Source organism: Shewanella gaetbuli (genome assembly GCF_023284065.1).
In the GTDB taxonomy this organism is placed as follows: Bacteria; Pseudomonadota; Gammaproteobacteria; order Enterobacterales; family Shewanellaceae; genus Shewanella; species Shewanella gaetbuli.
The window spans coordinates 1-21,802 of record NZ_JAKIKP010000001.1 but is presented as its reverse complement, the minus strand read 5'-3'; the positions used below and the strand labels follow the sequence as shown (position 1 = coordinate 21,802).

21 protein-coding genes are annotated in these 21,802 nt (G+C 41.2%); 13 read left to right on the top strand and 8 right to left on the bottom strand.

Annotated elements, in window-relative coordinates; translation table 11 throughout:
* Positions 1-2 precede the first annotated feature (2 nt).
* The 4 genes from aroQ to ohr all read left to right on the top strand — a co-directional run bounded on the left by aroQ (position 3) and on the right by ohr (position 2,631).
* Positions 3-443, top strand: coding sequence for a type II 3-dehydroquinate dehydratase (gene aroQ, locus L2672_RS00105; protein ID WP_248993797.1), 441 nt, complete (start codon positions 3-5; stop codon positions 441-443).
* A gap of 46 nt (positions 444-489) precedes the next feature.
* On the top strand, positions 490-882 hold the full coding sequence (locus tag L2672_RS00100; RefSeq protein WP_248993796.1) for a DUF3859 domain-containing protein: 393 nt from the start codon (positions 490-492) through the stop codon (positions 880-882).
* A 112-nt stretch (positions 883-994) separates the two neighbouring features.
* Complete coding sequence (locus tag L2672_RS00095; protein ID WP_248993795.1) at positions 995-2,005, top strand: class I SAM-dependent rRNA methyltransferase; 1,011 nt, start codon at positions 995-997, stop codon at positions 2,003-2,005.
* A 200-nt stretch (positions 2,006-2,205) separates the two neighbouring features.
* Positions 2,206-2,631, top strand: a complete 426-nt coding sequence (gene ohr, locus L2672_RS00090) for an organic hydroperoxide reductase Ohr (RefSeq protein WP_248993794.1) — start codon at positions 2,206-2,208, stop codon at positions 2,629-2,631.
* A gap of 83 nt (positions 2,632-2,714) precedes the next feature.
* Here the strand turns inward: ohr and L2672_RS00085 are convergent, their stop codons facing one another.
* Complete coding sequence (locus tag L2672_RS00085; RefSeq protein WP_248993793.1) at positions 2,715-3,239, bottom strand: DUF3087 domain-containing protein; 525 nt, start codon at positions 3,237-3,239, stop codon at positions 2,715-2,717.
* 121 nt (positions 3,240-3,360) lie between these two features.
* Here L2672_RS00085 and L2672_RS00080 point away from each other — a divergent pair, with 121 nt between their 5' ends.
* The 3 genes from L2672_RS00080 (at position 3,361) to L2672_RS00070 (ending at position 5,029) form a co-directional block, all read left to right on the top strand.
* Entirely contained in the window at positions 3,361-3,783 is a 423-nt protein-coding gene (locus L2672_RS00080; protein ID WP_248993792.1) for a YeeE/YedE family protein, read from the top strand.
* A 2-nt stretch (positions 3,784-3,785) separates the two neighbouring features.
* Complete coding sequence (locus tag L2672_RS00075) at positions 3,786-4,235, top strand: YeeE/YedE family protein (protein ID WP_248993791.1); 450 nt, start codon at positions 3,786-3,788, stop codon at positions 4,233-4,235.
* Between the two features lie 257 nt (positions 4,236-4,492).
* Complete coding sequence (locus L2672_RS00070; protein WP_248993790.1) at positions 4,493-5,029, top strand: hemerythrin domain-containing protein; 537 nt, start codon at positions 4,493-4,495, stop codon at positions 5,027-5,029.
* 38 nt (positions 5,030-5,067) lie between these two features.
* On the opposite strand, the gene L2672_RS00065 is transcribed toward L2672_RS00070, so the two are convergent.
* The 6 genes from L2672_RS00065 to lptM form a co-directional block, all read right to left on the bottom strand.
* Entirely contained in the window at positions 5,068-5,844 is a 777-nt protein-coding gene (locus L2672_RS00065; protein ID WP_248993789.1) for an HAD-IA family hydrolase, read from the bottom strand.
* Between the two features lies 1 nt (position 5,845).
* Positions 5,846-6,796: a tyrosine recombinase XerC gene (gene xerC / locus L2672_RS00060; RefSeq protein WP_248993788.1), complete on the bottom strand. Its 951-nt coding sequence runs from the start codon at positions 6,794-6,796 to the stop codon at positions 5,846-5,848.
* Positions 6,797-6,814: 18 nt separating this feature from the next.
* Positions 6,815-7,444: a DUF484 family protein gene (locus tag L2672_RS00055; protein ID WP_248994284.1), complete on the bottom strand. Its 630-nt coding sequence runs from the start codon at positions 7,442-7,444 to the stop codon at positions 6,815-6,817.
* 116 nt (positions 7,445-7,560) lie between these two features.
* Positions 7,561-8,388 carry a diaminopimelate epimerase gene (gene dapF / locus L2672_RS00050; RefSeq protein ID WP_248993787.1) on the bottom strand — a complete coding sequence of 276 codons (828 nt, stop codon included), beginning with the start codon at positions 8,386-8,388 and terminating at the stop codon, positions 7,561-7,563.
* A gap of 25 nt (positions 8,389-8,413) precedes the next feature.
* The gene (gene lysA / locus L2672_RS00045; RefSeq protein WP_248993786.1) at positions 8,414-9,658 is read right to left on the bottom strand and encodes a diaminopimelate decarboxylase; all 1,245 of its coding nucleotides are present in this window, start codon (positions 9,656-9,658) and stop codon (positions 8,414-8,416) included.
* A 17-nt stretch (positions 9,659-9,675) separates the two neighbouring features.
* Positions 9,676-9,849 carry an LPS translocon maturation chaperone LptM gene (gene lptM, locus L2672_RS00040; RefSeq protein ID WP_420833109.1) on the bottom strand — a complete coding sequence of 58 codons (174 nt, stop codon included), beginning with the start codon at positions 9,847-9,849 and terminating at the stop codon, positions 9,676-9,678.
* A gap of 79 nt (positions 9,850-9,928) precedes the next feature.
* Here lptM and cyaY point away from each other — a divergent pair, with 79 nt between their 5' ends.
* Positions 9,929-10,258: an iron donor protein CyaY gene (gene cyaY, locus L2672_RS00035; RefSeq protein ID WP_248993784.1), complete on the top strand. Its 330-nt coding sequence runs from the start codon at positions 9,929-9,931 to the stop codon at positions 10,256-10,258.
* Positions 10,259-10,284: 26 nt separating this feature from the next.
* Here cyaY and L2672_RS00030 read toward each other — a convergent pair whose 3' ends face one another.
* Positions 10,285-12,714: a class I adenylate cyclase gene (locus L2672_RS00030; protein ID WP_248993783.1), complete on the bottom strand. Its 2,430-nt coding sequence runs from the start codon at positions 12,712-12,714 to the stop codon at positions 10,285-10,287.
* 311 nt (positions 12,715-13,025) lie between these two features.
* Between L2672_RS00030 and hemC the strand changes: the two genes are divergently transcribed.
* From hemC to L2672_RS00005, 5 genes are all read left to right on the top strand, one after another.
* Positions 13,026-13,955, top strand: a complete 930-nt coding sequence (gene hemC, locus L2672_RS00025) for a hydroxymethylbilane synthase (RefSeq protein ID WP_248993782.1) — start codon at positions 13,026-13,028, stop codon at positions 13,953-13,955.
* Between the two features lie 8 nt (positions 13,956-13,963).
* Positions 13,964-14,686 carry a uroporphyrinogen-III synthase gene (locus tag L2672_RS00020; RefSeq protein WP_248993781.1) on the top strand — a complete coding sequence of 241 codons (723 nt, stop codon included), beginning with the start codon at positions 13,964-13,966 and terminating at the stop codon, positions 14,684-14,686.
* A 72-nt stretch (positions 14,687-14,758) separates the two neighbouring features.
* A complete protein-coding gene (locus L2672_RS00015; RefSeq protein ID WP_248993780.1) occupies positions 14,759-15,967 on the top strand; it encodes a uroporphyrinogen-III C-methyltransferase in 1,209 nt (402 codons plus the stop codon).
* Positions 15,964-17,148, top strand: a complete 1,185-nt coding sequence (locus tag L2672_RS00010) for a heme biosynthesis HemY N-terminal domain-containing protein (protein WP_248993779.1) — start codon at positions 15,964-15,966, stop codon at positions 17,146-17,148. Before L2672_RS00015 ends, L2672_RS00010 begins: the two co-directional genes overlap by 4 nt.
* 408 nt (positions 17,149-17,556) lie before the next feature.
* The coding region (locus L2672_RS00005) for a retention module-containing protein (RefSeq protein ID WP_248993778.1) at positions 17,557-21,802 on the top strand (4,246 nt) is incomplete at its 3' end.

Sequence of the window (21,802 nt, the reverse complement as noted above, 5' to 3'; positions counted from 1 at the left end):
TCATGAGTCAGCAAGCCAAAATATTATTGATTAACGGCCCAAACCTAAATTTACTCGGCCGTCGTGAGCCTGGGCATTATGGTACTCAGAACCTCGAGACAATTGTTGCAGGGCTAATGCAATCAGCCAGTGAAGCGAATGTTGAGTTAAGCCACATTCAATCTAACGCGGAACATGAAATTATTGATGCTATTCATAATACCGATGCGCAATTTATCATTATCAACCCTGCGGCGTTTACTCACACCAGTGTGGCGATTAGAGATGCCATTTTAGGTGTTGCAATTCCATTTATTGAAGTTCACTTATCCAATGTTCATGCCAGAGAACCTTTTAGACACCACTCATACTTTTCTGATAAAGCGGTTGGCGTAATATGTGGCCTAGGTGCCCAAGGATATGAGTTTGCATTACAAGCAGCGCTTAAACAATTAACCGTTTAATACTGTTAAACATCCATCCATTACACACATTGAGAGCAAGTCAGGCGTGAGCAAGTTAAAACCTGTTGTAGACATTATTTACAGTGGCATATTTAGTCAGTGGGATAGCGAAAGCGATCAACTACCCAAGTTTTTGCAAGCCACCGTGCATGTGCCCGCCACGATTGATATTGAATTTGGTTTTATTGCGCGCATCCGTAAAGCGAAAAATCAACTCTTACGTTACTGCATTTACCACCCCAATATAGTAGATGCCGATGGCAATATACGTCCGCCCTTTGATGGTGAAGTCTACGTTAAAGAAAACGATTGGAAATTTTACTTAGGCGATTGTATTTGGGCACCAATATCAGATAAAACCGGTGACTGGCGCATGACATTAGAGTTAAACGGAAAAGTAGTGGCTGACAAAACATTTAAAGTGCACTTGCCTAAATAATCTGTACCTAGCTAAATAACCCACGGCTTATCAGCGCAAATATCTTCCCCGCTTGAGCTCAAAACTTGATATAATCGTTGTTTCGCCTGTCACTTTTCAAGAGCCCACGGTTATGTCTATTTCTACTTCACTGTCTCAAGCATTTGCTAACCGAGCCACATTTTTAACTCAATCAAGTAGAGATAACACCACCGCCTATCGGGTTTTTCATGGCACGGTTGAAGGTGAAACCGGACTTAATATCGACCGTTATGGCGATGCGTGGTTAATTCAAAGTTTTCATCAAACCTTAACTGACTCACAATTAGTTGAAATCAAAGCCCTACTCACTGAGCACGGTGATTATCCAGTGGTATATAACGACCGCTCACAAAAAAACTCTCGCGTAATGAACAACATTGAAACCCAAGAACAAGCTTTTGCTGAATCAGAGAGTGAGTTTCAAGAAAACGGCATCAAGTTCACTTCTAAATTACGCCACGAAGGTCAAGACCCGTTACTGTTTTTAGATATGCGTGTAGGCCGTGAATATGTGCAACAAATCAGTCACGATAAAACCGTACTCAATTTATTCTCATACACCTGCGGCATAGGCACTGCTGCCGCTGTGGGTGGAGCTAAGCGAGTGGTGAATGTCGACTTTTCATCATTTGCTTTAGAAGCTGGGCAGAAAAATGCCCAATTGAATGATGTGAGTGAGGTATGTGAATTTATTCAAAGCGACGCCTTTCCTGCGGTAAGACAGCTTGCAGGGTTGCCCGTTGGTGGGCGACGAAACCAACGTATGCCCAAATACCCTAAATTACCTGCAACCCAATTTGACTTAGTCTTCCTCGACCCACCTAGATTTGCCAAAAGTCCTTTCGGCACCGTTGACTTAATCAATGATTACCAAGGGCTATTCAAACCCGCAATGCTAGCCACTAAATCAGGTGGCACAATTGTGTGTTGTAACAATGTCGCTAAAGTCGATAAACAAGTATGGTTTGAGCAATTAATTCGCTGCGTTGAAAAACAAAACAGACAAGTCGTTAAGCATCAATGGCTAGATTGCCATGAAGACTTCCCTTCTTTTGATGATAACCATCCGTTAAAAATTGTGGCTTTACAAATACACGGTTAGCCTCTGTAACACGTCCTCTTGTAGCCAAAACATGTGTGTCATAACCCTCACACCAAACTAGGTTGCGCGCAATATAGTTGCGTGAAATCAAAAATCGGTTTAAAGTATAGGCAATTGAATTGTGCGCAACTTAAATCTCATTACTGATGTTTAAGTTTTGAATCTCTATTTTTATACTCTATAAACCACAGGACACACTTATGAAAACCTTATACACCACTCAAGCCACTGCATCAGCCGGACGTAATGGCCAAGTAGAGTCAGATGATAAAAAATTAACACTATCACTAAGTACCCCAAAAGAAATGGGTGGCACAGGTGAGCACACAAACCCAGAGCAGCTATTTGCCGCAGGCTATGCTGCTTGTTTTGCCAGCGCAACAGCCCACGTTGCTAATGCAATGAAAATTACCTTAGCCCAACCACCCAAAACAACGGCCACAGTGGGTATTGGCCCAAATGATAACCAAGGCTTTTCTTTAACTATTGCGCTAGCGGTTGAGTTAGATTTACCACAAGATGAAGCGGTTAAATTAGTGGCAAAAGCACATCAAGTTTGCCCCTACTCAAATGCAGTGCGTAACAATATTGATGTCAAAATTAGCGTCAACAATCAAGCCATTTAAGTGACTGATAGCAAGGTAATTTAAAGACAAAAAAGCCAAGGCATGTGTGCCTTGGCTTTGATTAAATGGTGATAAGGTAAAAGCTAAAAGTCTGCTAATAGTGCCGGTTCAAATTCATCTACATTCACCGTCAAATTGTGATCATCAATTTGTTGTTTTAGCTGAGCCAGCTGCTTATTAACCTCAGACATGGTCAAGGTGTTGTTATCTAACTCATAAACTAATGCAAGACTCTGATAGTAAAAACATAAAATAGTTAATGCTTTTACATCATTATCAGCAGCCCCAGCTTGAACAGCATTTAATTTACGAAAAATTTTGTTTTGCAATTGCTTAAGTTGCCACACATAGAATACATCGGCATATTGTGGCTTTTCTCGAAAATGTTTCACCACAAAAGTGCACAGCATTAACCCTAATATGACCCCACCAAAATTAAAGTAAAAATTGCCCGTTGGCTGGCCAACTTCAACGGTTGCATTACCTAACAAGGCTATTAATATTTGCCCGAAAATCACTGATGAAATAGCTAAAATAGCAATCAGGCCAAATTGAACTTGATTACTTACTTTACGATATTGTGGCTTATCTACCTGTCTTAATTTCATTCATAAAACTCAAAAAGTATTTTTATGCTCACATTATAACGCCTCAGCGTTAATTACTCATTAACCTCACGGGGTTCTTGGTTATAATAGCTATTATTGTTTCCAAATATGACTCATTACCATGACAGATTTCACCCCCATCAGCGCACTAATTGGCGGAGCATTATTAGGCTTTGCCGCCATATTGCTATTAATTGTAAATGGCCGTATCGCGGGTATCTCCGGCATTCTTACCGGAGTATTAACTACCCAGTCGCAAAACGTAAAGTGGCGCTGGGCTTTTATTGTAGGCTTACTAATGAGTGGATTTTTAGCCCCTTCGTTAGGCCTCAATATGCCCTCAACAATTGATGCCAATTGGACACTGACATTAATAGGTGGATTTATTGTCGGTCTAGGAACTTACTTAGGCTCAGGGTGCACCAGTGGACACGGAATTTGTGGCATAGGACGCTTTTCTAAACGCTCTATTGTAGCCACCCTGATATTTATGTGTGTTGCTGCAGTCGTGGTTTTTATTAGCCGCCACGTCATTGGAGCCTAACGATGATAAATACACAACTTAAAAAAACAACACTTTTGCAAACGATCATCGCTTTTATCAGTGGTGGTTTATTTGGTTTAGGGTTGATTATCGCTCAAATGGTTGATACTCAAAAAGTGCTTAACTTTTTAGATTTTTTTGGTCAATGGGATCCCAGTTTAGCCTTAGTGATGGCAGCGGGCCTCACTGTTTTTAGTCTTGGGTATAAGCTATTAGTTAAGCCTAAATCTGCACCATTATTAGACGAGCAGTTTTTTTTACCCACAAAAACCCAACTTGATAAGAGACTTATCATAGGAGCAAGTTTATTTGGTTTAGGCTGGGGTGTGGTCGGCATTTGTCCTGGGCCAGCTATTGTTAATTTAACCACTATGAGCACTCAATTCATCGGTTTTTTTATAGCAATGATCGCAGGAATTATCGTCGCTAAAAAACTCAGTCAAACGAATTAACCTCAACTCAAGGAGATTATTGTTATATAATCCCTTTGAGCCAAATGAACTGACTTAACGACTGAACCGCAAATGTGACGGCTCTATTAATCACAATGCTTATTGATATTTATTATCAATAAGCATTACACGTTACCTAAAATGCTATTTTTATCATCCAATGTGATAGGCCTTGCAAATATTATCGTATGCACTTGTCTAACACCTTAAGGCTGATTAAAAATCTTCGGCCTTTTATTGCATAATCTGGAACATCAATGATATCGCGCGATTTTTTGTTACCACAGCAAACAGCACAAATATCTCAATTATCGACACTGTCATTAATTGAGTTAATTGAACATATTGAAGCTACACACCATATTTATGTGCGCGATAATGCCCCGATATTGCAAGAATATATAGCACAACTCGTTACAAGCTATGGCGAACAACAACCACAACTCACAGCCTTGGCTAACTGGATTAATGCGTTGATTGGTGAGCTAATGCCACATTTAATGAAAGAAGAGCGAGTGCTATTTCCGGCAATTCGTGCTCTCTCTACGGGAGAAGAGTTCAATGCTTGCTTCGGTCATATTCAAAACCCTATCAATGCTATGGATCATGAGCATAGAAATACTGAACAAGCTTTAGAGAACATTTATCAGTTAACTAATGATTTTCAGCCTCCTGAAGGAGCTAGTCAAATTTGGCATGATTGTTATAACAAGCTTGCTGAGTTTACAGCAGACTTGCGCATGCATATTTACGTTGAAGATCAGCTATTGTTCACTAAAGCACTATCATTGTAAGTCTCCATCATGAAAAGGTTGAATTATCACAACCTTCTTCATAATAGTATTGTGAGCAACTGATTTAACTGGGTTATTTCAACTGTAGGTAATAAATTAGACGATGATTTGTACTTTTGTTGCTGACAAGGATTTAACCAAATCGTTTGACACCCCGCGATTCTCGCCCCAACAACATCTGAATGTGGATGGTCGCCAACATGTAATAGTTCCGCGGGCTGAATAGATAACTGCTTACAAGCCAATGCAAACATATCGCCATATGGCTTCATTTTCACCCCATAACCAGGGTGCAGTACAAAATCAAACACTTCATCTAAACCAATTCTAGCTGAATTCACATTACCGTTAGTGATGCCAACTAACCGATAACGTTGTTTTAATTGTGCCAAAATTTTAATAACATCAGCCGACACCTTAAAATCACTTCGATGATCATGAAAGCAATCTAATGCATTTTGTGCACCTTGGCTGGCATCTAGTTCACTATAACCTAACTGTATAAGCCCTTCACGGAGCATGGCATAACGAGCCGCAGAAGTGTCATGCATTAATTCCGGCCATTTTAGCTGCTCAGCAATCTTAATCGCTTGCCAATCATCCAGTGTCAGTTCACTGGCTTTGGGAAATTGCTCTATAAGTAGTGCAAATGATGCTGACACCGCTTTTTTAATTACCGGAGCGTTATTGTATAAGGTATCGTCTAAGTCAAAGCTCAACGCCTTCACAGGACTCAACCGCTGATATTGAGTGACTGCTGCCGTTACTGGGGCATCTATATCATCTAAACTATTCTTTGTTATCACTTTTTGCATATTATTTTCCCTTAAGTTTTTTCGCTCTTGGGTGGGCGCCATCATACACCTTAGCTAAATGTTGAAAGTCTAAACTGGTATATACTTGCGTTGTTGATAAATTAGCATGACCCAATAGTTCTTGTACGGCACGTAAATCTGCACTGGACTCAAGCATATGCGTCGCAAATGAATGACGCAGCTTATGCGGATGAACCGTCACTGATAATGCTTGCTCCTGTCCCCATTTTTTCATTCTTGCTTGAATACTGCGATGAGATAACCGCTTGCCTTGGTTACTAACAAATAACGCATCACCGGCGGCCACGGTGGGTAATTGCTCTCGACAACTTAACCAAGCCTTTAAAGCATTGATGGCCATATTACCAATGGGAACAATACGTTGCTTATTGCCTTTACCGGTGACTTTGACTTCTGCGTTATCAAATTGAATATCATTACAATTAAGCCCAGCAAGCTCAGCTAAACGCAAGCCACTTGAATAGAATAGTTCCATTATGGCTTTATCTCTAATGGAAAGTGGATCATTACTATCAATATCAAGCAGATGACTAATAGAATCAACATCCATATTTTTCGGTAAAGGCTTATTTTGCTTAGGCGCAGTAAGCGAACTGGCGGGGTTCACTTCAATAACCCCTTGTCGCAGTAAAAATTCATAAAATTGTTTTTGCGCCGATAAGCTCAATGAAATAGAACGAGGGCTTAGCCCTTGACGATGGAGCTTAGCTAAAACCGCTTGTAAACTTGAGCGATTTGCTTGAAATAAAGGTTGGGACTCACCAAGCAGTTCACTGACTCGCTTTAATTCAAATAAATAATTACGAGTGGTATGCGGCGATAACTGGCGTTCAGAGGTTAAATATTGCTGAAATAGTCCTAACCAATCTTGTTGTTTCACCCAGTTGACTCCTATTGAATAGTAGGCCGCCCGATACAGGCGCCTACACATGAAGCCGTTATGATGACCTTAAAATGTGGGTAAAAGATGATCTAACAAACGACGTATTTGACTAAATAATAATGAGTCCATATCCGGATGAAAATGGGCTGCATCGGCACTGGCAATAGCAAATATCACTTGGCCATTTTTTTCCGATAGCTTAGTTAATGCTACAGAGCCAACCTCACTGCCAAACAACCTTTTAGACTCTGACTGAGTGAGTCGACCAAAATAGTAATTATTGGTAATGCGATGACGCCAAATATTAGCTAATTCACTATCAATGTCATGGACGGTAATTAACCTTACATGAGTAAAACCAAACTCATTTTTTAACCCTTCAGACAAGGTATGTCTGAGTTCACCTAAATTTTGGCACTCAAGAAGCTGAAATGACAGTTCATTATTGAACAAAAATATCCGCTCGTTAGTTTTAGCGACGTTCATTAACGAAGTAATTTCTTCTTCAAGTTGAGTCACTTTTTGACGAAGTATTTCTTGCTTGCGCTCAACCAGTGAAACGGTGCCACGCTCATGATGATTCACTCGCATTGCAATTAACAACTCTGGATGACGATTAAAGAACTCTGGATTATCGAGTAAATAATCACGCACTAAATTTTCATCAAGTACTTGATTACGTAGATTAGCTAGCATTTCTGCCTCTAAATCTTGGCCAATATCGTCAATACTTACCGAAGTCTCTAACGAGGTACTTGAGGCCAAATCAGTGGCTGATGTTACGTCACTCATGAAAAATCTACCTAAAAATATTACAACTGAATATGACCATCATAAACATGTTCTGCAGGGCCTGTCATCCATAACGGCTTACCCTCACCTTCCCAATTTATCATTAATGAACCACCAGGAAGGTCAACTTTCACTCGGTTAGACAGCTTTTGTTGTAGCATACCTACCGCAACCGCGGCGCATGCCCCCGTCCCACAAGCCAAGGTTTCAGCTGCGCCACGCTCATATACACGCAACTTGATATAACTGTCATTCACCACTTGCATAAAGCCAACATTAACCCCTTTAGGAAAGCGTTCATGGCGAGTCAGTAACGCGCCAATTTCGTCTACATTAGCCGTGGCAACATCTTCAACGTCTATCACACAATGCGGGTTGCCCATTGAAATTGCCCCACATAAAAAGGTTTGCATTGGCGTTTGAAGTAAGTAGGTTTTCTCACTTTTTTTCGCTTTAAACGGTATTTGGCTGGGCTCGGTAACCGGAACGCCCATATTAACGGTGACGTTACCGTCTCGTTCAATGCGTAAAGTGATTTTACCCGAGCTAGTACTGACTCGAATTTTATTCTTATTCGTTAGCCCTTTATTACGTACAAATCGCGCAAAGCAACGCGCACCGTTGCCGCATTGCTCAACTTCTCCACCGTCAGCGTTAAATATTCTGTAGTGAAAATCTAAATCAGGATCATAAGGCGGTTCAACCAACAACAGTTGATCGAACCCAATGCCAAAATTACGATCGGCTAAGCGACGAATTTGCTCTGGCGAGAAAAATACATTTTGGGTGACGCCATCAACAACCATAAAGTCATTGCCTAACCCATGCATTTTAGTAAAGTGAATCAAATGAGTGTCCTTTGCTTTTATTTGGTTAAGGAAGCAAATGCTCGCCTTGCCATAACTGTGCGACGGTTTCGCGCTCTCTGACTAAAATATCCTTGTCACCATCAACCATCACTTCAGCCACTCGTGGACGGGAGTTATAATTCGATGACATCACAAACCCATATGCGCCACTAGAGCGAACCGCTAATAAATCACCCGCTTGTACAGCTAATTGACGGTCTTTACCCAAAAAGTCACCTGTTTCGCATACTGGACCCACAATATCGAAGCTGTGAGTTTCACCTTGAGTTTGCTTAACAGGAATAATGTTTTGCCAAGCACTATACAGTGACGGTCTGATCAAGTCGTTCATGGCACCATCAACAATCGCAAAGCGTTTATCACTATTCTCTTTTAAAAATAAAACTTCAGTGACAAAAATCCCTGCGTTGGCAGCAATAGCACGACCCGGCTCAAAAATCAGCTTTAAAGGTCTGTCACCTAAACGTTCTAACAATGCTGCTGCATAGACATCTGGGTGTGGTGGGGTTTCATCGTTATATGGCACACCTAAACCACCACCAACATCAAAGTGTTCAATCACAATACCTTGCTCTGCTAAGCGATCAATTAACGCTAACATGCGATCCATTGCATCTAAAAACGGTTGAATTTCGGTCAACTGAGAGCCAATATGACAATCAACCCCTTTAACATGCAAATGCGGTAAAGACGCTGCACGAGCAAATACTTGCTCGGCTTCATCCATTGCGATACCAAATTTATTCTCTTTTAAACCGGTAGAGATATACGGATGCGTACCTGCATCTACATCAGGGTTAACCCGTAAAGACACTGGGGCAACTTTACCTAATTGGCCTGCAACTTCATTTAAACGTTCAACTTCGGCACTGGACTCAACATTAAAGCAGTAAATACCGGCCTCAAGTGCTTGCGCCATTTCAGCGTCTGTTTTACCTACGCCTGAAAAGACCACTTTTTTTGGATCGCCTCCCGCTTGTAATACTCGAGCAAGCTCTCCACCAGAGACAATATCAAAGCCACTACCTAGGCGAGCTAAGGCGTTTAATACCCCTAAATTAGAATTGGCTTTCACGGCATAACACACTAAATGTGGATGGTTGGCAACGGCGTTATCAAAAGCGTGCCAGTGACGCTCTAATGTCGCACGAGAGTAAATATAAAGAGGTGTACCGTGTTTTTTGGCTAAAGCACTGACATCGCAATCTTCGGCAAATAACTGATTATCTTTGTAGGTAAAAAAATCCACTATGCGATTCCTATATTTTATTGTTGTTCATCTGTTGTTACGGGATCAACCTCGTTCACTTTTGAGCCTTGTTCTTCTGCAGGCTCCGCAGATTGGTTACTTTGTGGGTCAGGCGATTTATATAACGCCCCTTTTTGACCACAGGCAGTAATTGATAGGCTAGCAAGCAAAAGTAATAAAAGCAGTCTCATTTTTCTCAACATCTATGCATATATTCAATTATGGCCTTATAATCGCATTCATCACGCAGAAAGCAAAGGATAGAAATGCATGGCTATGACAGATACTGAGTTTCACCAATTGGCTGATGAAATTTTCAGCGCCATTGATAACGCTATTGAAACCGCAATTGACGAACAAGACGCTGATGTGGACATCGACTACAGCGGTAACGTGGTTCAACTTACTTTTGAGGATGGTTCTCAAATTGTAATTAATAAACAAGAACCTTTACATGAAATATGGCTAGCGACCAAAACGGGCGGTTATCACTTTGCTTATGTTGAAGGTGAATGGTTAGATACCCGCAATAATATTAACTTTATTCCTTTTGTTCTCGACGCTATTGCGCAACAAGGCGGGATCAAAATCTCACTATAATAAGATCTGGGTTCAGTATATTGTCACTAAAATGCTGAACCCATCTCATCTTCTGACACGCCAAAAGGTTCTACCAATAAATCCCCCTCCCGACGAATTAACTGGAAAAACTGCGGCATATTAAAAAAAGCATGCTGGTCTTTGTGGCTACTTTTAACAAATCGTAAACTGTGTTCATTAACCAGTGATTGGATGGTGCAGTTTTCTTCAATTGTGTGGGTTAAAGCATTGTGTTCGTCCACTAAAATAATCTCGACTCGGTGCTGTAGTTGCCTAAAAAAATACTGCTTTGCTCCCACAGAAATATAACGTTGGATAATGACAGGAACAGCAGAAAAAGGCTCATTAGACAATTCTGGCCGAGGCAAATGAGTCACTAATCTTGGCTTGTTGGGGTAGAAAATCGGCGCACTACCATCTAACAGCTTAAACACCACCCCTAACGAATTAAAATGTAAACCGTATTTTGACTTACCAATATTAAGCTCGATTAATAGCGTCTGACTATCGGTCACTTTTTGAATGGTTTGATAACAAAGCTCCAATAATTGAGAAAGTTGATCTTCAATTTGTTTAACGAGCTTTTTAGAACAAGATAAAACGGTAATATGACTGTGTGCATCAGCTCGCTTAACACCGACGACTAAAAATGAAATAGCATCTAGCAAACCTGTTTCGCCTTCAAAACAATGACTATGCCATTCTCCCCAACTATTTAAGGTAATCACATCAATATTTGACACCATGTTATTTTTTTCACGTCCAAGGGACAACACGTCACCATTCATGTAGTCGACCATAATTTCCTGACCATGCCAGTCTCGCGTCGCGTCATCATTCATATTAACAACAACTATCACTTGCTGATAAAACCATGGCTGACAAAGGTTTCGCTTGGTCACTTTTACTTTATGATTGATCTGCGGCAACAGCTTTTTCGACAATAATGCCAATTTGACTGCAAACACTTTACGACTTTCAATACCAGCCCATTGTGTATGCTCAGTTACTAAGCCATTCAAAACAGCCCAAGCAACCACTGCGGTTGCCGTATCAGCAACAAACAAAGCCTGCTGACCTAATAATTGCTGAGAAGTATTACACCCTCTAAATAGATGATAATTAGTGTCTTTTTTGGAATAACACACCGCAAGTTGATCTTCAGATACCCCTTGGCTCCACAACGGGTTTAGAAAAGGTAATGAGTGTTTATCTTCGTTAAAAAAGCCATGAAGCTTACGTGCAAGCAAGCCTAGATCTTCAACTCGCATTCTGTCACTCAATTCATACTTGGTAGCAAAGTGGAGTAAATTCTTATAGCTGGCTAATAGCAGTTCATTAAGTTGTTGGTTAAACCATTGTAATTGCCCTGAATGCCATGTTTTAGCATTGTCTAGGGTGATCAATAAGCTGCTGGGCCATTTCCAACTATGGGTTAACTCGAGTAATTTGTTATAACGCCAATCTTGTTTTGAACGAGTAGGATCTGACAAAGCCACACCACATTTCAAATAAAAGCATCGGCGCACAATCTCTAATCGCCTCACTTCACGCCGTGCCAATAAATAGGCTTCAATGCGTAAATATAATTGCAAGTACGCGTCATTGTTGGCAGAAAAATCATCTCGACTACAAAAATCCCATATTTGTTCAGTAATCATATGATTATTAGGATATTCACTGGCGTAGACTTCTAAAAGCATCACTTTAAGCAGTGCTTTATGGGGTTTATTTAAACCTTTATATAATTGCCACAAAGACGCGCCAAAGTACTCACTGGCAGGTAAATTTGTTGGATCACCTAAATACAATAAATCTTCACCGCTAGCTTTAGGCCACCAAGCAATATATTTACCCGCTAAACAAATATGAGAACGAAAAAACTCTTCAAGTAATAACCAGTGTTGTACTGACCCACTATGCTCTTCACCTAAAGGTTGGCAATTATCATATAAGCCACATTCTCTAAATTGATTAGGATGGACTAAGTAAAAATTAACTTCAAAACCCCAATTAGCAAACCATTGTGTCAGCGCCACAGCTTTTTGACCAAGAAGCTCAACATCAGCAACACTGAGCGAACTTTGATAAACCAACCAAATGTCAACATCACTACTGTGGTTTTGCCCGAAGCTCGCAGAGCTTCCCATGGCGTAAACCCCTTCTAATGCATTCGGTTGCTGCGATTGGTTATCAAAATAGGCAATGTTGAGTGCTGAACACGCAGATTTTAGCGCTTCAGAAAATGTAAAATTAACTACCCCAAACGGTGTAGCTGCATCAATAAAACCAGGTAATTGAATATGATTTGTTTGAAAAAGATAAGGAATTAGTGTGAACAGCTGCATTTGTTCTTCAGACAAAGTTGAATGAACCCGTTGAAGCCTCATCGAGTTTAATTTTTTAATGCGGTTGATAATTAAGCTGCTGGTTTCAGTCACTAAATGATTTTTCAAAGGGTTTTCCTAAAACGATCTTGTGATTTAATTCAGTAAATCCAAACAACTCAAATTAATTCAAAGTCGTTTTCAGGCTTGCTGCGTGTGACCAAGATCGAGTTTCAAGCATTATTGTGATAAGAATAACACCTATTTATAGTTATGCAATCTGGCCACAAGCTTTGTAACAAAAAATAAACATTTCCACTCACCCTGAGAAAGTTAAAATGATGGGTCAACTTCAAACAATTTCAATACAGTTATGCCAAATGTCTTAATGCAATGTTAGCATTAGCGTAATTACTGTTAGATGATGGATAAACATAACTATGTCTGAAAACACAATTCGTATTGCTACGCGTAAGAGCCCTCTCGCCATGTGGCAGGCTGAATTTGTCAAAGCTGAACTTGAACGTATTCACCCAGGCCTCGTGGTTGAATTATTACCTATGAGCACAAAAGGTGATGTGATTTTAGACACGCCATTAGCAAAAGTGGGTGGTAAAGGCTTGTTTGTAAAAGAACTTGAAGTTGCCATGCTAGAAGATAGAGCCGATATTGCAGTTCATTCAATGAAAGATGTACCGGTCGATTTTCCAGAAGGCTTAGGTCTGCAAGTGATTTGTGATCGAGAAGATCCACGCGATGCATTCGTATCGAATAGTTATCAATCAATTGATCAACTGCCACAAGGGGCTGTGGTTGGAACCTCTAGCTTACGTCGCCAATGTCAAATTCGTGCTGCCCGCCCAGATCTCGTTATTAAAGATTTACGTGGTAATGTCGGCACACGTTTAGCTAAGTTAGATAGCGGTGATTACGATGCCATCATTCTTGCTGCAGCCGGGCTTATTCGCTTAAAACTTGAAAAACGCATTGCCAGTTTTATTTCAGCAGAAGAGTCATTACCTGCCAACGGCCAAGGTGCAGTTGGAATTGAGTGCCGTACTGATGACGAACGCGTTAAAAGTTTACTCGCGCCGCTTGAGCATTTAGAAACCCGTTATCGTGTATTAGCTGAACGCGCAATGAACACCCGCCTTGAAGGAGGCTGCCAAGTGCCAATCGGCGCTTATGCTGAAATCTCAGGAGAAATCCTAACACTTCGTGGCTTAGTGGGTAATCCTGACGGTAGCCAAGTGATTACAGGTGAAGTCAGTGGTGATAAAACACACGCTATTGAACTAGGCCAATCACTTGCAGATGACTTATTAAGTCGTGGTGCTAAAACGATTCTTGATGCGGTTTACGCCAAGTAATCCACTTCATGAAAGTCTTGCTGACTCGACCAGAAGGTCGTAATCAAGATATGATTGAGCAACTTGAACAGTATCAAGTTGCTCATCTTGTCACTCCCTTACTGGCTGTAGTGGCCTCTCAATCTGCACAACCTATCGGCTTTGCTGAAGCTGATAAACTTATCTTCGTTAGCACCAATGCCGTTAAATTTGCCGCTTTAGCACTTAACCACCCATTCCCCAAACAAAGTCAGTACTTTGCTGTCGGCCAAGCCACAGCCCAAGCCTTAATTTCCCAGGGATTAACCCCCTATTGTGCCCCTGAAAATAGTCAAGACAGTGAAGGTTTGCTTGCTTTGCCAGAGCTAAAAGATGTTAATAATCAAAACATTATTATATGTAGAGGCTCAGGCGGTAGAGAAACCATTGCCCAAGAACTCACGTTAAAAGGGGCTAATGTCAGCTACTGGAATGTTTACAAACGCCAACTGCCCTCATTAGATTATTCAAAGCTTTATCAGCAATGGATTCATTTTGGTATAGATACAATCGTGCTAACCAGTGGTGAAGTTTTAACAAACTTAATTTCAATAATTCCAAAAGAATCATTTGCATGGTTAAATTCATGTCATATCATAGTGCCAAGTAATCGTGTGGAATTACAGGCAAATGCTTTAGGTTTAACCAAGGTAACCAATGCTAACGGGGCAAATACCCACGCCGTTATTGCAGCATTAGGTCTATCTGCATAGTTTGATCTTTTATAGTTTCAATTAATTATAAAAATCCTTCAGTTTTTGACCTTTTGCTTTCAAGGACCGTTCATGGAAAATAACAAACTCGACTCTGCTGACATCAATGTTACATCTGCATCAGATAATCAGGCTAGCAAAGACACCAATCCCAAAGTGAAAGCTGAACTTTCTCCACAAGCTAAACGCCCTCCCCGCCCATCTAGCCGTAAAAGAAGAAAAGCCTCTTCATGGTGGGTCAGATTAAGTATTTTAATTAGCTGGATTGCTGCGGGCTCTGCTATTGCTGCGTGTTATTGGTTATACATGCAATTGAACCAACAACAATCTATTCAGCAATCTATTCAACAATCTACAACAGCCAAAATTGCCTCACTTGAAGCGCGTAATAAGGCGCTTCAACAAAATATTAGTCAAGCAATTAATGAGCCTATAGCACGCATTCAAAAGCTGGAACAACAGCAAAAAGACGACACCAAAGCTTATGCTGAACTCAGCGAGCTGAAGCAAAAGCAACAACAATTACAACAGCGAGTCAATCTTGTCGCCCAGCGTAATCCAAATCATTGGATGGCGGCAGAAGCTGAATACTTAGCTCGCATGGCCAGTAGAAAGCTTTGGCTTGAACAAGACCCTCAAACAGCCACTAAACTGCTTCAAGCGGCAGATAGTCGTATCGAGGCAATGAAAGATCCTGCGCTCAACCCTCTCAGAAAAGCGCTTGCTCATGATATTGTCACCACCAGAGCGCTAAAAACCACCGATATTACTGGCGCAACTTATGCCATCGATGCGGTTATTGAACAAATAGCATTTTTACCGTTAAACCAAGTTAATACCGAAATTAGCCATGATGACTCGGAAAGTCAGCTGTCTGATTCTGTTGACGACTGGCAGTCGAATCTATCTAAATCTGTTACTGAGTTTTTATCAGGCTTTATCACAATACGTGAACGAACCACTGATTTAGAGCCTCTGTTACCCGTTGAACAACAGTGGTACTTAATTGAAAACGTTCGCCATAAGTTATTACAAGCGCAGTTTGCATTATATAACTACGACAAAAAAGCTTATGACAACGCCATTAGTTATGCTCAACGTTGGACCAAACAATATTTTGATACCCATCATGGCCAAACTCAAAAGGTGCTATCTGAATTAGACAGCCTTTCAAAAATAGACATTGAGCCTCTAAATACCACTCAATTTAAATCGACACCGTTACTCCAGCAATTAGTTAATTATGGTCAAATGTCTCAAATTGAGGAGCCATCGTTATGATAAAAATGTTGGCATACCTATTAATAATATTATTCGGACTGTACATTGCTCCGTATCTTATTGAGGCTGATGGTTATATTTATATTGCCGTATGGGATTATCAAATCGAAACAAGCTTGTTGTTTGGCCTGTTCGCCATCATTGCGGCTTTTATCAGTTTCGAACTTGCTAAAAAAATCATTATTAGCACGCTGCATGTAGTGCTCAATAGCCGTTACCTGCCTACAAAATGGCGAATCAGTAAAGCTAAAAAGCAAACACTAATCGGTGCTCTCGCCTTGGCAGAAGAAGACTGGCCTGCTGCTGAAAAAGCCATGTTGAAAGGAGCTGAAAATGGTGAGTTACCGACGGTAAATTATTTTGCCGCGGCAAGAGCGGCACAACATCAAAATAAAATTATCGAGCGCGATAAATATCTTGAGCAAGCAGAACGTGAACCGCTAGCCAAAACAGCCGTGCTGACAACCAAGACACGTTATTTGCTGCAACAAGGAGAGTTAACCCAAGCTCGAACGTTACTGGATACATTAGAACCTACGAGTAAAAGTAGTACTCCAGTATTAAAATTAGCAGCAGATTTATATGTCGCCCAACAAGACTGGTCGGCGCTAAAACTGATCATGCCAATACTGTCAAAGCGCAGTATTCTAACTGATGAAAAACTTGCTCAGTTAACTAAAAACTGCAATATTAATTTGCTCAACGAAGCGGCTAATGAGTCTCTTGAAAAAGTTGAAAAATGTTGGGCTTGGTTCACCAAAACTGAAAAACAAAATCCACCAACATTTATCGCTTATTTGAAGGCATTATGCTTACATCAGCGTCAAGCTGAAGCATTAAAGTTACTTACAAAGCAATTGAAAGCGAACCCAACTGAGTTATTGTTTTCCGCGACACCAGATATCGTCACCGCACATGATCAAGACATTAGAAAGTTACTTGGCAAATTCGAACAGACACATGAACATGATGAAAGTTATCAAGTTTGTATGGCAAAACTGGCATTACAGTCACGAGAATTTAGACAAGCAAAGAGTCATTGGCAAAATGCCTGTCGATTACACCCTAGAAAAAGCAACTGGCTGGCCTTAGCACGGGTGCAAGAACAATTAGGCGATAACACCATGGCACTTCAAAGCTATCGACATGCTGCTACTATCGAATCATCAGAAGATGCATAACCGTTAATAACACCTAAAAATCAGCTTGATTAAGTGCTAATTACACAAAATGCCTGCAGGTTTATTTGCAGGCATTTTTCGTTTTAGCACCATAATTTTCACTCATATACCACTGAAACTCTGTCGCTAAATAAACTCCGTAATAGGTTGCAAATCAAGCGACCCACCACTGTCAAAAACACCCCAAAAAAACAGATAAACACTAACAGTCACACACCTATCACTAACATGTAATGCGTAATAACTACATTATCGCTACATCGAGTCAAAAAATTGACACGAGACTCATGTTAAAGGTATTATATTCAATGGGAATAACCACGCATTTCGATACATTTACTAACACTTGCCACCAATGTGAGCAAGCTGTAAACCAGATGATGCAACATAGCTGTTGGGAGCTAATTAATGGGTACAATTACAACGTCTAAAGTGGGTCAGTTAACTGAGGCACAAAGCCAAATTACTATCACGACTCAAAATCAACAAAGTATTGTTAAGCTTGGGGATATGATTCCCGAAGGTAGCGTACTGTCTTTTGAAGATGGTGCTAGCTTTGTGATTACCTTTGATGACGGCACTATTTTTACTCAAGATGATGTTATTCAATCATCAAATGAAAATGTGGCTAACCTAACAAACGATGATAATTTTGCTGAGTTTGCTGAAAACCTCGATGCACTAGATGAAATTGCCGCCTTACAAGCAATGATTGAATCAGGTGAAGACCCAACGGAAGGCTTACCTGAAACCGCGGCCGGCAATGCGCCTGCCAATCAAGGTGATTCAGGTTTTATATCTGTAGATAGAACAGCATCAGAAACCCAAGCTGATGCTGGATTTGACACAACCTTTACCACCCAAGACCCATTAGTTGCAAACTTATCATTCGGTGATATTCAAGCCGATGCTCCACAATATAATATTGCCCAATTTACCGACAACTTCGTCAATGGCGTGTTTTTCACCACCTCGTCAGGCTTATCAGGTTATACAGGTGACTTTGGCTCTCCAGGTTCTTTTGCTTATCTTCCCGGTGATACCATTACCTTCACAGTTGGTAATGTCACAGTAGGCACATTCAGCGCTGATGTCATTCAAGGCGAACTTCTTTTCTTACAAGATATTGCAGCAACATCATTATCTGATACCAATATGAACTACGTGGAGAATATGGCGATATTCCTCCAACTATTGGATAGTGACCTCTCAGATGGGACGGATGATGGCGTTTTACAATCAAATAGCTTAATCAACAATGACGATAGCTATAGCAGTTATATCAATATTTTACAGTCTGTTCACGATGCATTGGCTAACTATATCGATGCAACCACAGGCCAACCGTTAAATATTGCTACAGCCGGTAAAGAAATGCTGTCTCAAGTACTTGCTGAGCTTGGAATTATTTTCACACGTGATTCTGAACGCCAAGAAAATGGTGAGAACGTATTTGAAACCATCGCTATGGAGCATGTTTCAGAAACGATTGATGAATTAGCAGGAGACCGCACACCAGAAGAACACGATGCTCGTTTAGTGGATATTTTAGACGTTCCAGGCGGTTTAATTCAATATAATTACAATGAGATAGACGGCACTATCACCTTCACAGTTAAAGATTTACTTGAAGGCGCTGTAGGGCAACAAGTTATCACTGAAAACCTATTGGTTTCAAATGTCAGATTAAGTGCTGAGTTTGCCGACATTGGTACTCTTCAAGATTTAGGCGATGGTAATTATGCCATCATCCTTAACGAAGGGTATGACCAATATGACTTAGAAGGTCTGAGTATTGATTATCGAGTTGAAGATTGGACCGTATTCAGAGATGTCACGTCTGCCACTCAAGACACCTACAAATCTCACCTATCAGCTGAAATCCCAGATGTTTTTGAAGGTGATGGTTTCAACCAGTTCACATTAAATTCTGAGCTAACGTTTGATACAGATCAGCAACTAACAATCAATTTCACCAGCGAACTGTTAAGTGACCAACTTGGTTTTCCCATTGCTGAATATGCAGATGATTATCTTGTCCCTATTGAATACTCAAACGATGGTGGCCTCACTTGGCAAACAATGACCGTTGTAGATATTGATTATAGCGGTAGTTTACCTCGCCCCATTTTTGGCTTCACTTTAGCTGCGGGTAACGACAGTATTCAGATCCGAGTCCCCATTTTTGACGATGCATTAATTGAGCCTACTGAATATTTCCACGCCGTAGTTGGCGGCGAAAATGTTTATGATGAAGAAATTCAATTCGCCATATTTGATAACGACGGTCCAGCTAACCTACCCGTAGTCAACATAGATTATGCGGTAGTCGTTGAAGGCGCGGGAGCAGCCGTTTTCACTCTATCGTTAAGTAGCCCAAGTACTGAAACAGTCACAATTGATTATAGCTCAGAAGAATTAACTGCTTTATTCGGTGAAGACTTTATTAATTCATCAGGCACAGTGACATTTTTACCGGGTCAAACAACGGCCTATATTACCATCGAAATTGTTGACGATAATATTGTTGAACAAAGCCCAGAATTTGCTCTAATCAATTTATCTAACGTGACAAATGCAGTACTCGGTGACACTCAAGCAACATTACGTATTTTAGATGATGACAGCCCAGATAATACCGCTATCAGCATTGATCTTGACCCAGTTACAGGAGATAACCTACTAGTAGAAGGTGAAGCCGATGGCATGGTAACCATCACCGGTACCGTAACAGCAGACGCATCAATTACTATAGGCGTTGTGATATTAACCATTAATGGTCAACAGTATCAAACATTCATGCAAGCTGACGGAACATTCTCAGTTGAAGTTAACGGCAGTGATTTATTAAGTGATCCTGACACAGTTATTGATGCCATTGTATATGGTTACGGTGACAATAATGCTAAAGGAACGGCAACAACAACTGAAGACTATGACATACAAACACTAGTTGAAAATGACACTAACACAATTAGTGAAGATAGCATTGCAACCGGGAATGTATTAGATAACGACAGCGATGTAGATTCAGACCTAAGCGTCACCAGCTTTGCCGTCGAGGGCGATACTTACCCAGCAGGGACTGAAGTGAGCCTTGAGGGTGGCAGCTTAATCCTTAATGAAGATGGCTCATACACCTTTACTCCTAATGAAAACTGGAACGGCCTAGTTCCTGTGATCACTTACACCACTAATACCGGTGAAACCGCCACGCTAACCATTGAAGTGACACCGGTGGATGATGCTTCAGTGCTTATCAATGATGCCAAAACCGTGGCTGAAGATACCCCAGCAACCGGAAATGTATTAGATAACGATGGCGATGTAGATTCAGACCTAAGCGTTACAAGCTTTGCCGTCGAGGGCGATACTTACCCAGCAGGGACTGAAGTGAGCCTTGAGGGTGGCAGCTTAATCCTTAATGAAGATGGCTCATACACCTTTACCCCGAATGAAAACTGGAACGGCCAAGTTCCTGTGATCACTTACACCACTAATACGGGTGAAACCGCCACGCTAACCATTACCGTGACGCCAGTTGATGATGCTTCAGTGCTTATCGATGATGCCCAAACCGTGGCTGAAGATACCCCAGCAACCGGAAATGTATTAGATAACGATGGCGATGTAGATTCAGACCTAAGCGTTACAAGCTTTGAAGTCGAGGGCGATACTTACCCAGCAGGGACTGAAGTGAGCCTTGAGGGTGGCAGCTTAATCCTTAATGAAGATGGCTCATACACCTTTACCCCGAATGAAAACTGGAACGGCCAAGTTCCTGTGATCACTTACACCACTAATACCGGTGCAAGCGCCACGTTAACCATTGAAGTGACACCGGTTGCAGATGGTGCTCCAACCGTGGTGATCAATACTGATGCTGATAATGATGGCTTCATCAGTCAATCTGAATTAGATGGCAGCCCTGTCGTTAACGTAACTATTGGTATTGAAGCAACAGGTGCTCAACCAGGCGATACGCTTGTTGTTAATGGTATAGAAATAATATTAACCCCAGAAAATATAGCTACGGGGTCGGTGAACATAGACTTACCCGCCCCTGCTGAAGGCGAAACCATTGAAGTTGTGGCAGTAGTCGTTGATCCCGCAGGTAATGTTTCTCCTGAAGGTAGCGATGCAGCAATTTTAGATACGACTCCCCCAATAATTACAGTTGACGCTCCCGAGAGTAGTGATGACAACACCCCAACAATAACAGGCACCACTGATGCGCCGGTTGGAAGCAATGTCACACTCACAGTAACTGACAGTGCAGGCAATGGACAAACGCTTATTGCCACCGTAACACCCGATGGCAATTATGAAGTTGATGTAGCCAACCCATTAGCCGAGGGCAGTTACACCGTTGTTGCAGAAGTGACCGATCCTGCTGGAAACTCTGCCACTGATACTGATGATGGAATTATTGATGCGATTGTCGGTTCTATTACCGTTGATCTTGTTCTTGATGATGCTAATTCTGCCGCAGATATTTCAGGTACCACCACTGACGTGCCAGCAGGCTCAGCAGTCACGCTGGTATTAACCGATGCCAACGGCACGCAAATCACTGTGCCTAATGTCACTGTAGATGCCAATGGTAACTACAGCATTGATGGTGTCGATGTCTCAGGTTTAGTTGATGGTGACA

Excerpts from the sequence above, each read along its gene's own strand:
- L2672_RS00095 (WP_248993795.1), top strand. The coding sequence starts at position 995 with ATGTCTATTTCTACTTCACTGTCTCAAGCATTTGCTAACCGAGCCACA.
- L2672_RS00085 (WP_248993793.1), bottom strand. The coding sequence starts at position 3,239 with ATGAAATTAAGACAGGTAGATAAGCCACAATATCGTAAAGTAAGTAAT.
- L2672_RS00010 (WP_248993779.1), top strand. The coding sequence starts at position 15,964 with ATGATAAAAATGTTGGCATACCTATTAATAATATTATTCGGACTGTAC.
- L2672_RS00075 (WP_248993791.1), top strand. The coding sequence starts at position 3,786 with ATGATAAATACACAACTTAAAAAAACAACACTTTTGCAAACGATCATC.
- L2672_RS00065 (WP_248993789.1), bottom strand. The coding sequence starts at position 5,844 with ATGCAAAAAGTGATAACAAAGAATAGTTTAGATGATATAGATGCCCCA.
- L2672_RS00070 (WP_248993790.1), top strand. The coding sequence starts at position 4,493 with ATGATATCGCGCGATTTTTTGTTACCACAGCAAACAGCACAAATATCT.
- xerC (WP_248993788.1), bottom strand. The coding sequence starts at position 6,796 with ATGTGTAGGCGCCTGTATCGGGCGGCCTACTATTCAATAGGAGTCAAC.
- L2672_RS00080 (WP_248993792.1), top strand. The coding sequence starts at position 3,361 with ATGACAGATTTCACCCCCATCAGCGCACTAATTGGCGGAGCATTATTA.
- cyaY (WP_248993784.1), top strand. The coding sequence starts at position 9,929 with ATGGCTATGACAGATACTGAGTTTCACCAATTGGCTGATGAAATTTTC.
- aroQ (WP_248993797.1), top strand. The coding sequence starts at position 3 with ATGAGTCAGCAAGCCAAAATATTATTGATTAACGGCCCAAACCTAAAT.
- L2672_RS00020 (WP_248993781.1), top strand. The coding sequence starts at position 13,964 with ATGAAAGTCTTGCTGACTCGACCAGAAGGTCGTAATCAAGATATGATT.
- ohr (WP_248993794.1), top strand. The coding sequence starts at position 2,206 with ATGAAAACCTTATACACCACTCAAGCCACTGCATCAGCCGGACGTAAT.
- L2672_RS00015 (WP_248993780.1), top strand. The coding sequence starts at position 14,759 with ATGGAAAATAACAAACTCGACTCTGCTGACATCAATGTTACATCTGCA.
- lptM (WP_420833109.1), bottom strand. The coding sequence starts at position 9,849 with ATGAGACTGCTTTTATTACTTTTGCTTGCTAGCCTATCAATTACTGCC.
- hemC (WP_248993782.1), top strand. The coding sequence starts at position 13,026 with ATGTCTGAAAACACAATTCGTATTGCTACGCGTAAGAGCCCTCTCGCC.
- L2672_RS00055 (WP_248994284.1), bottom strand. The coding sequence starts at position 7,444 with ATGCTAGCTAATCTACGTAATCAAGTACTTGATGAAAATTTAGTGCGT.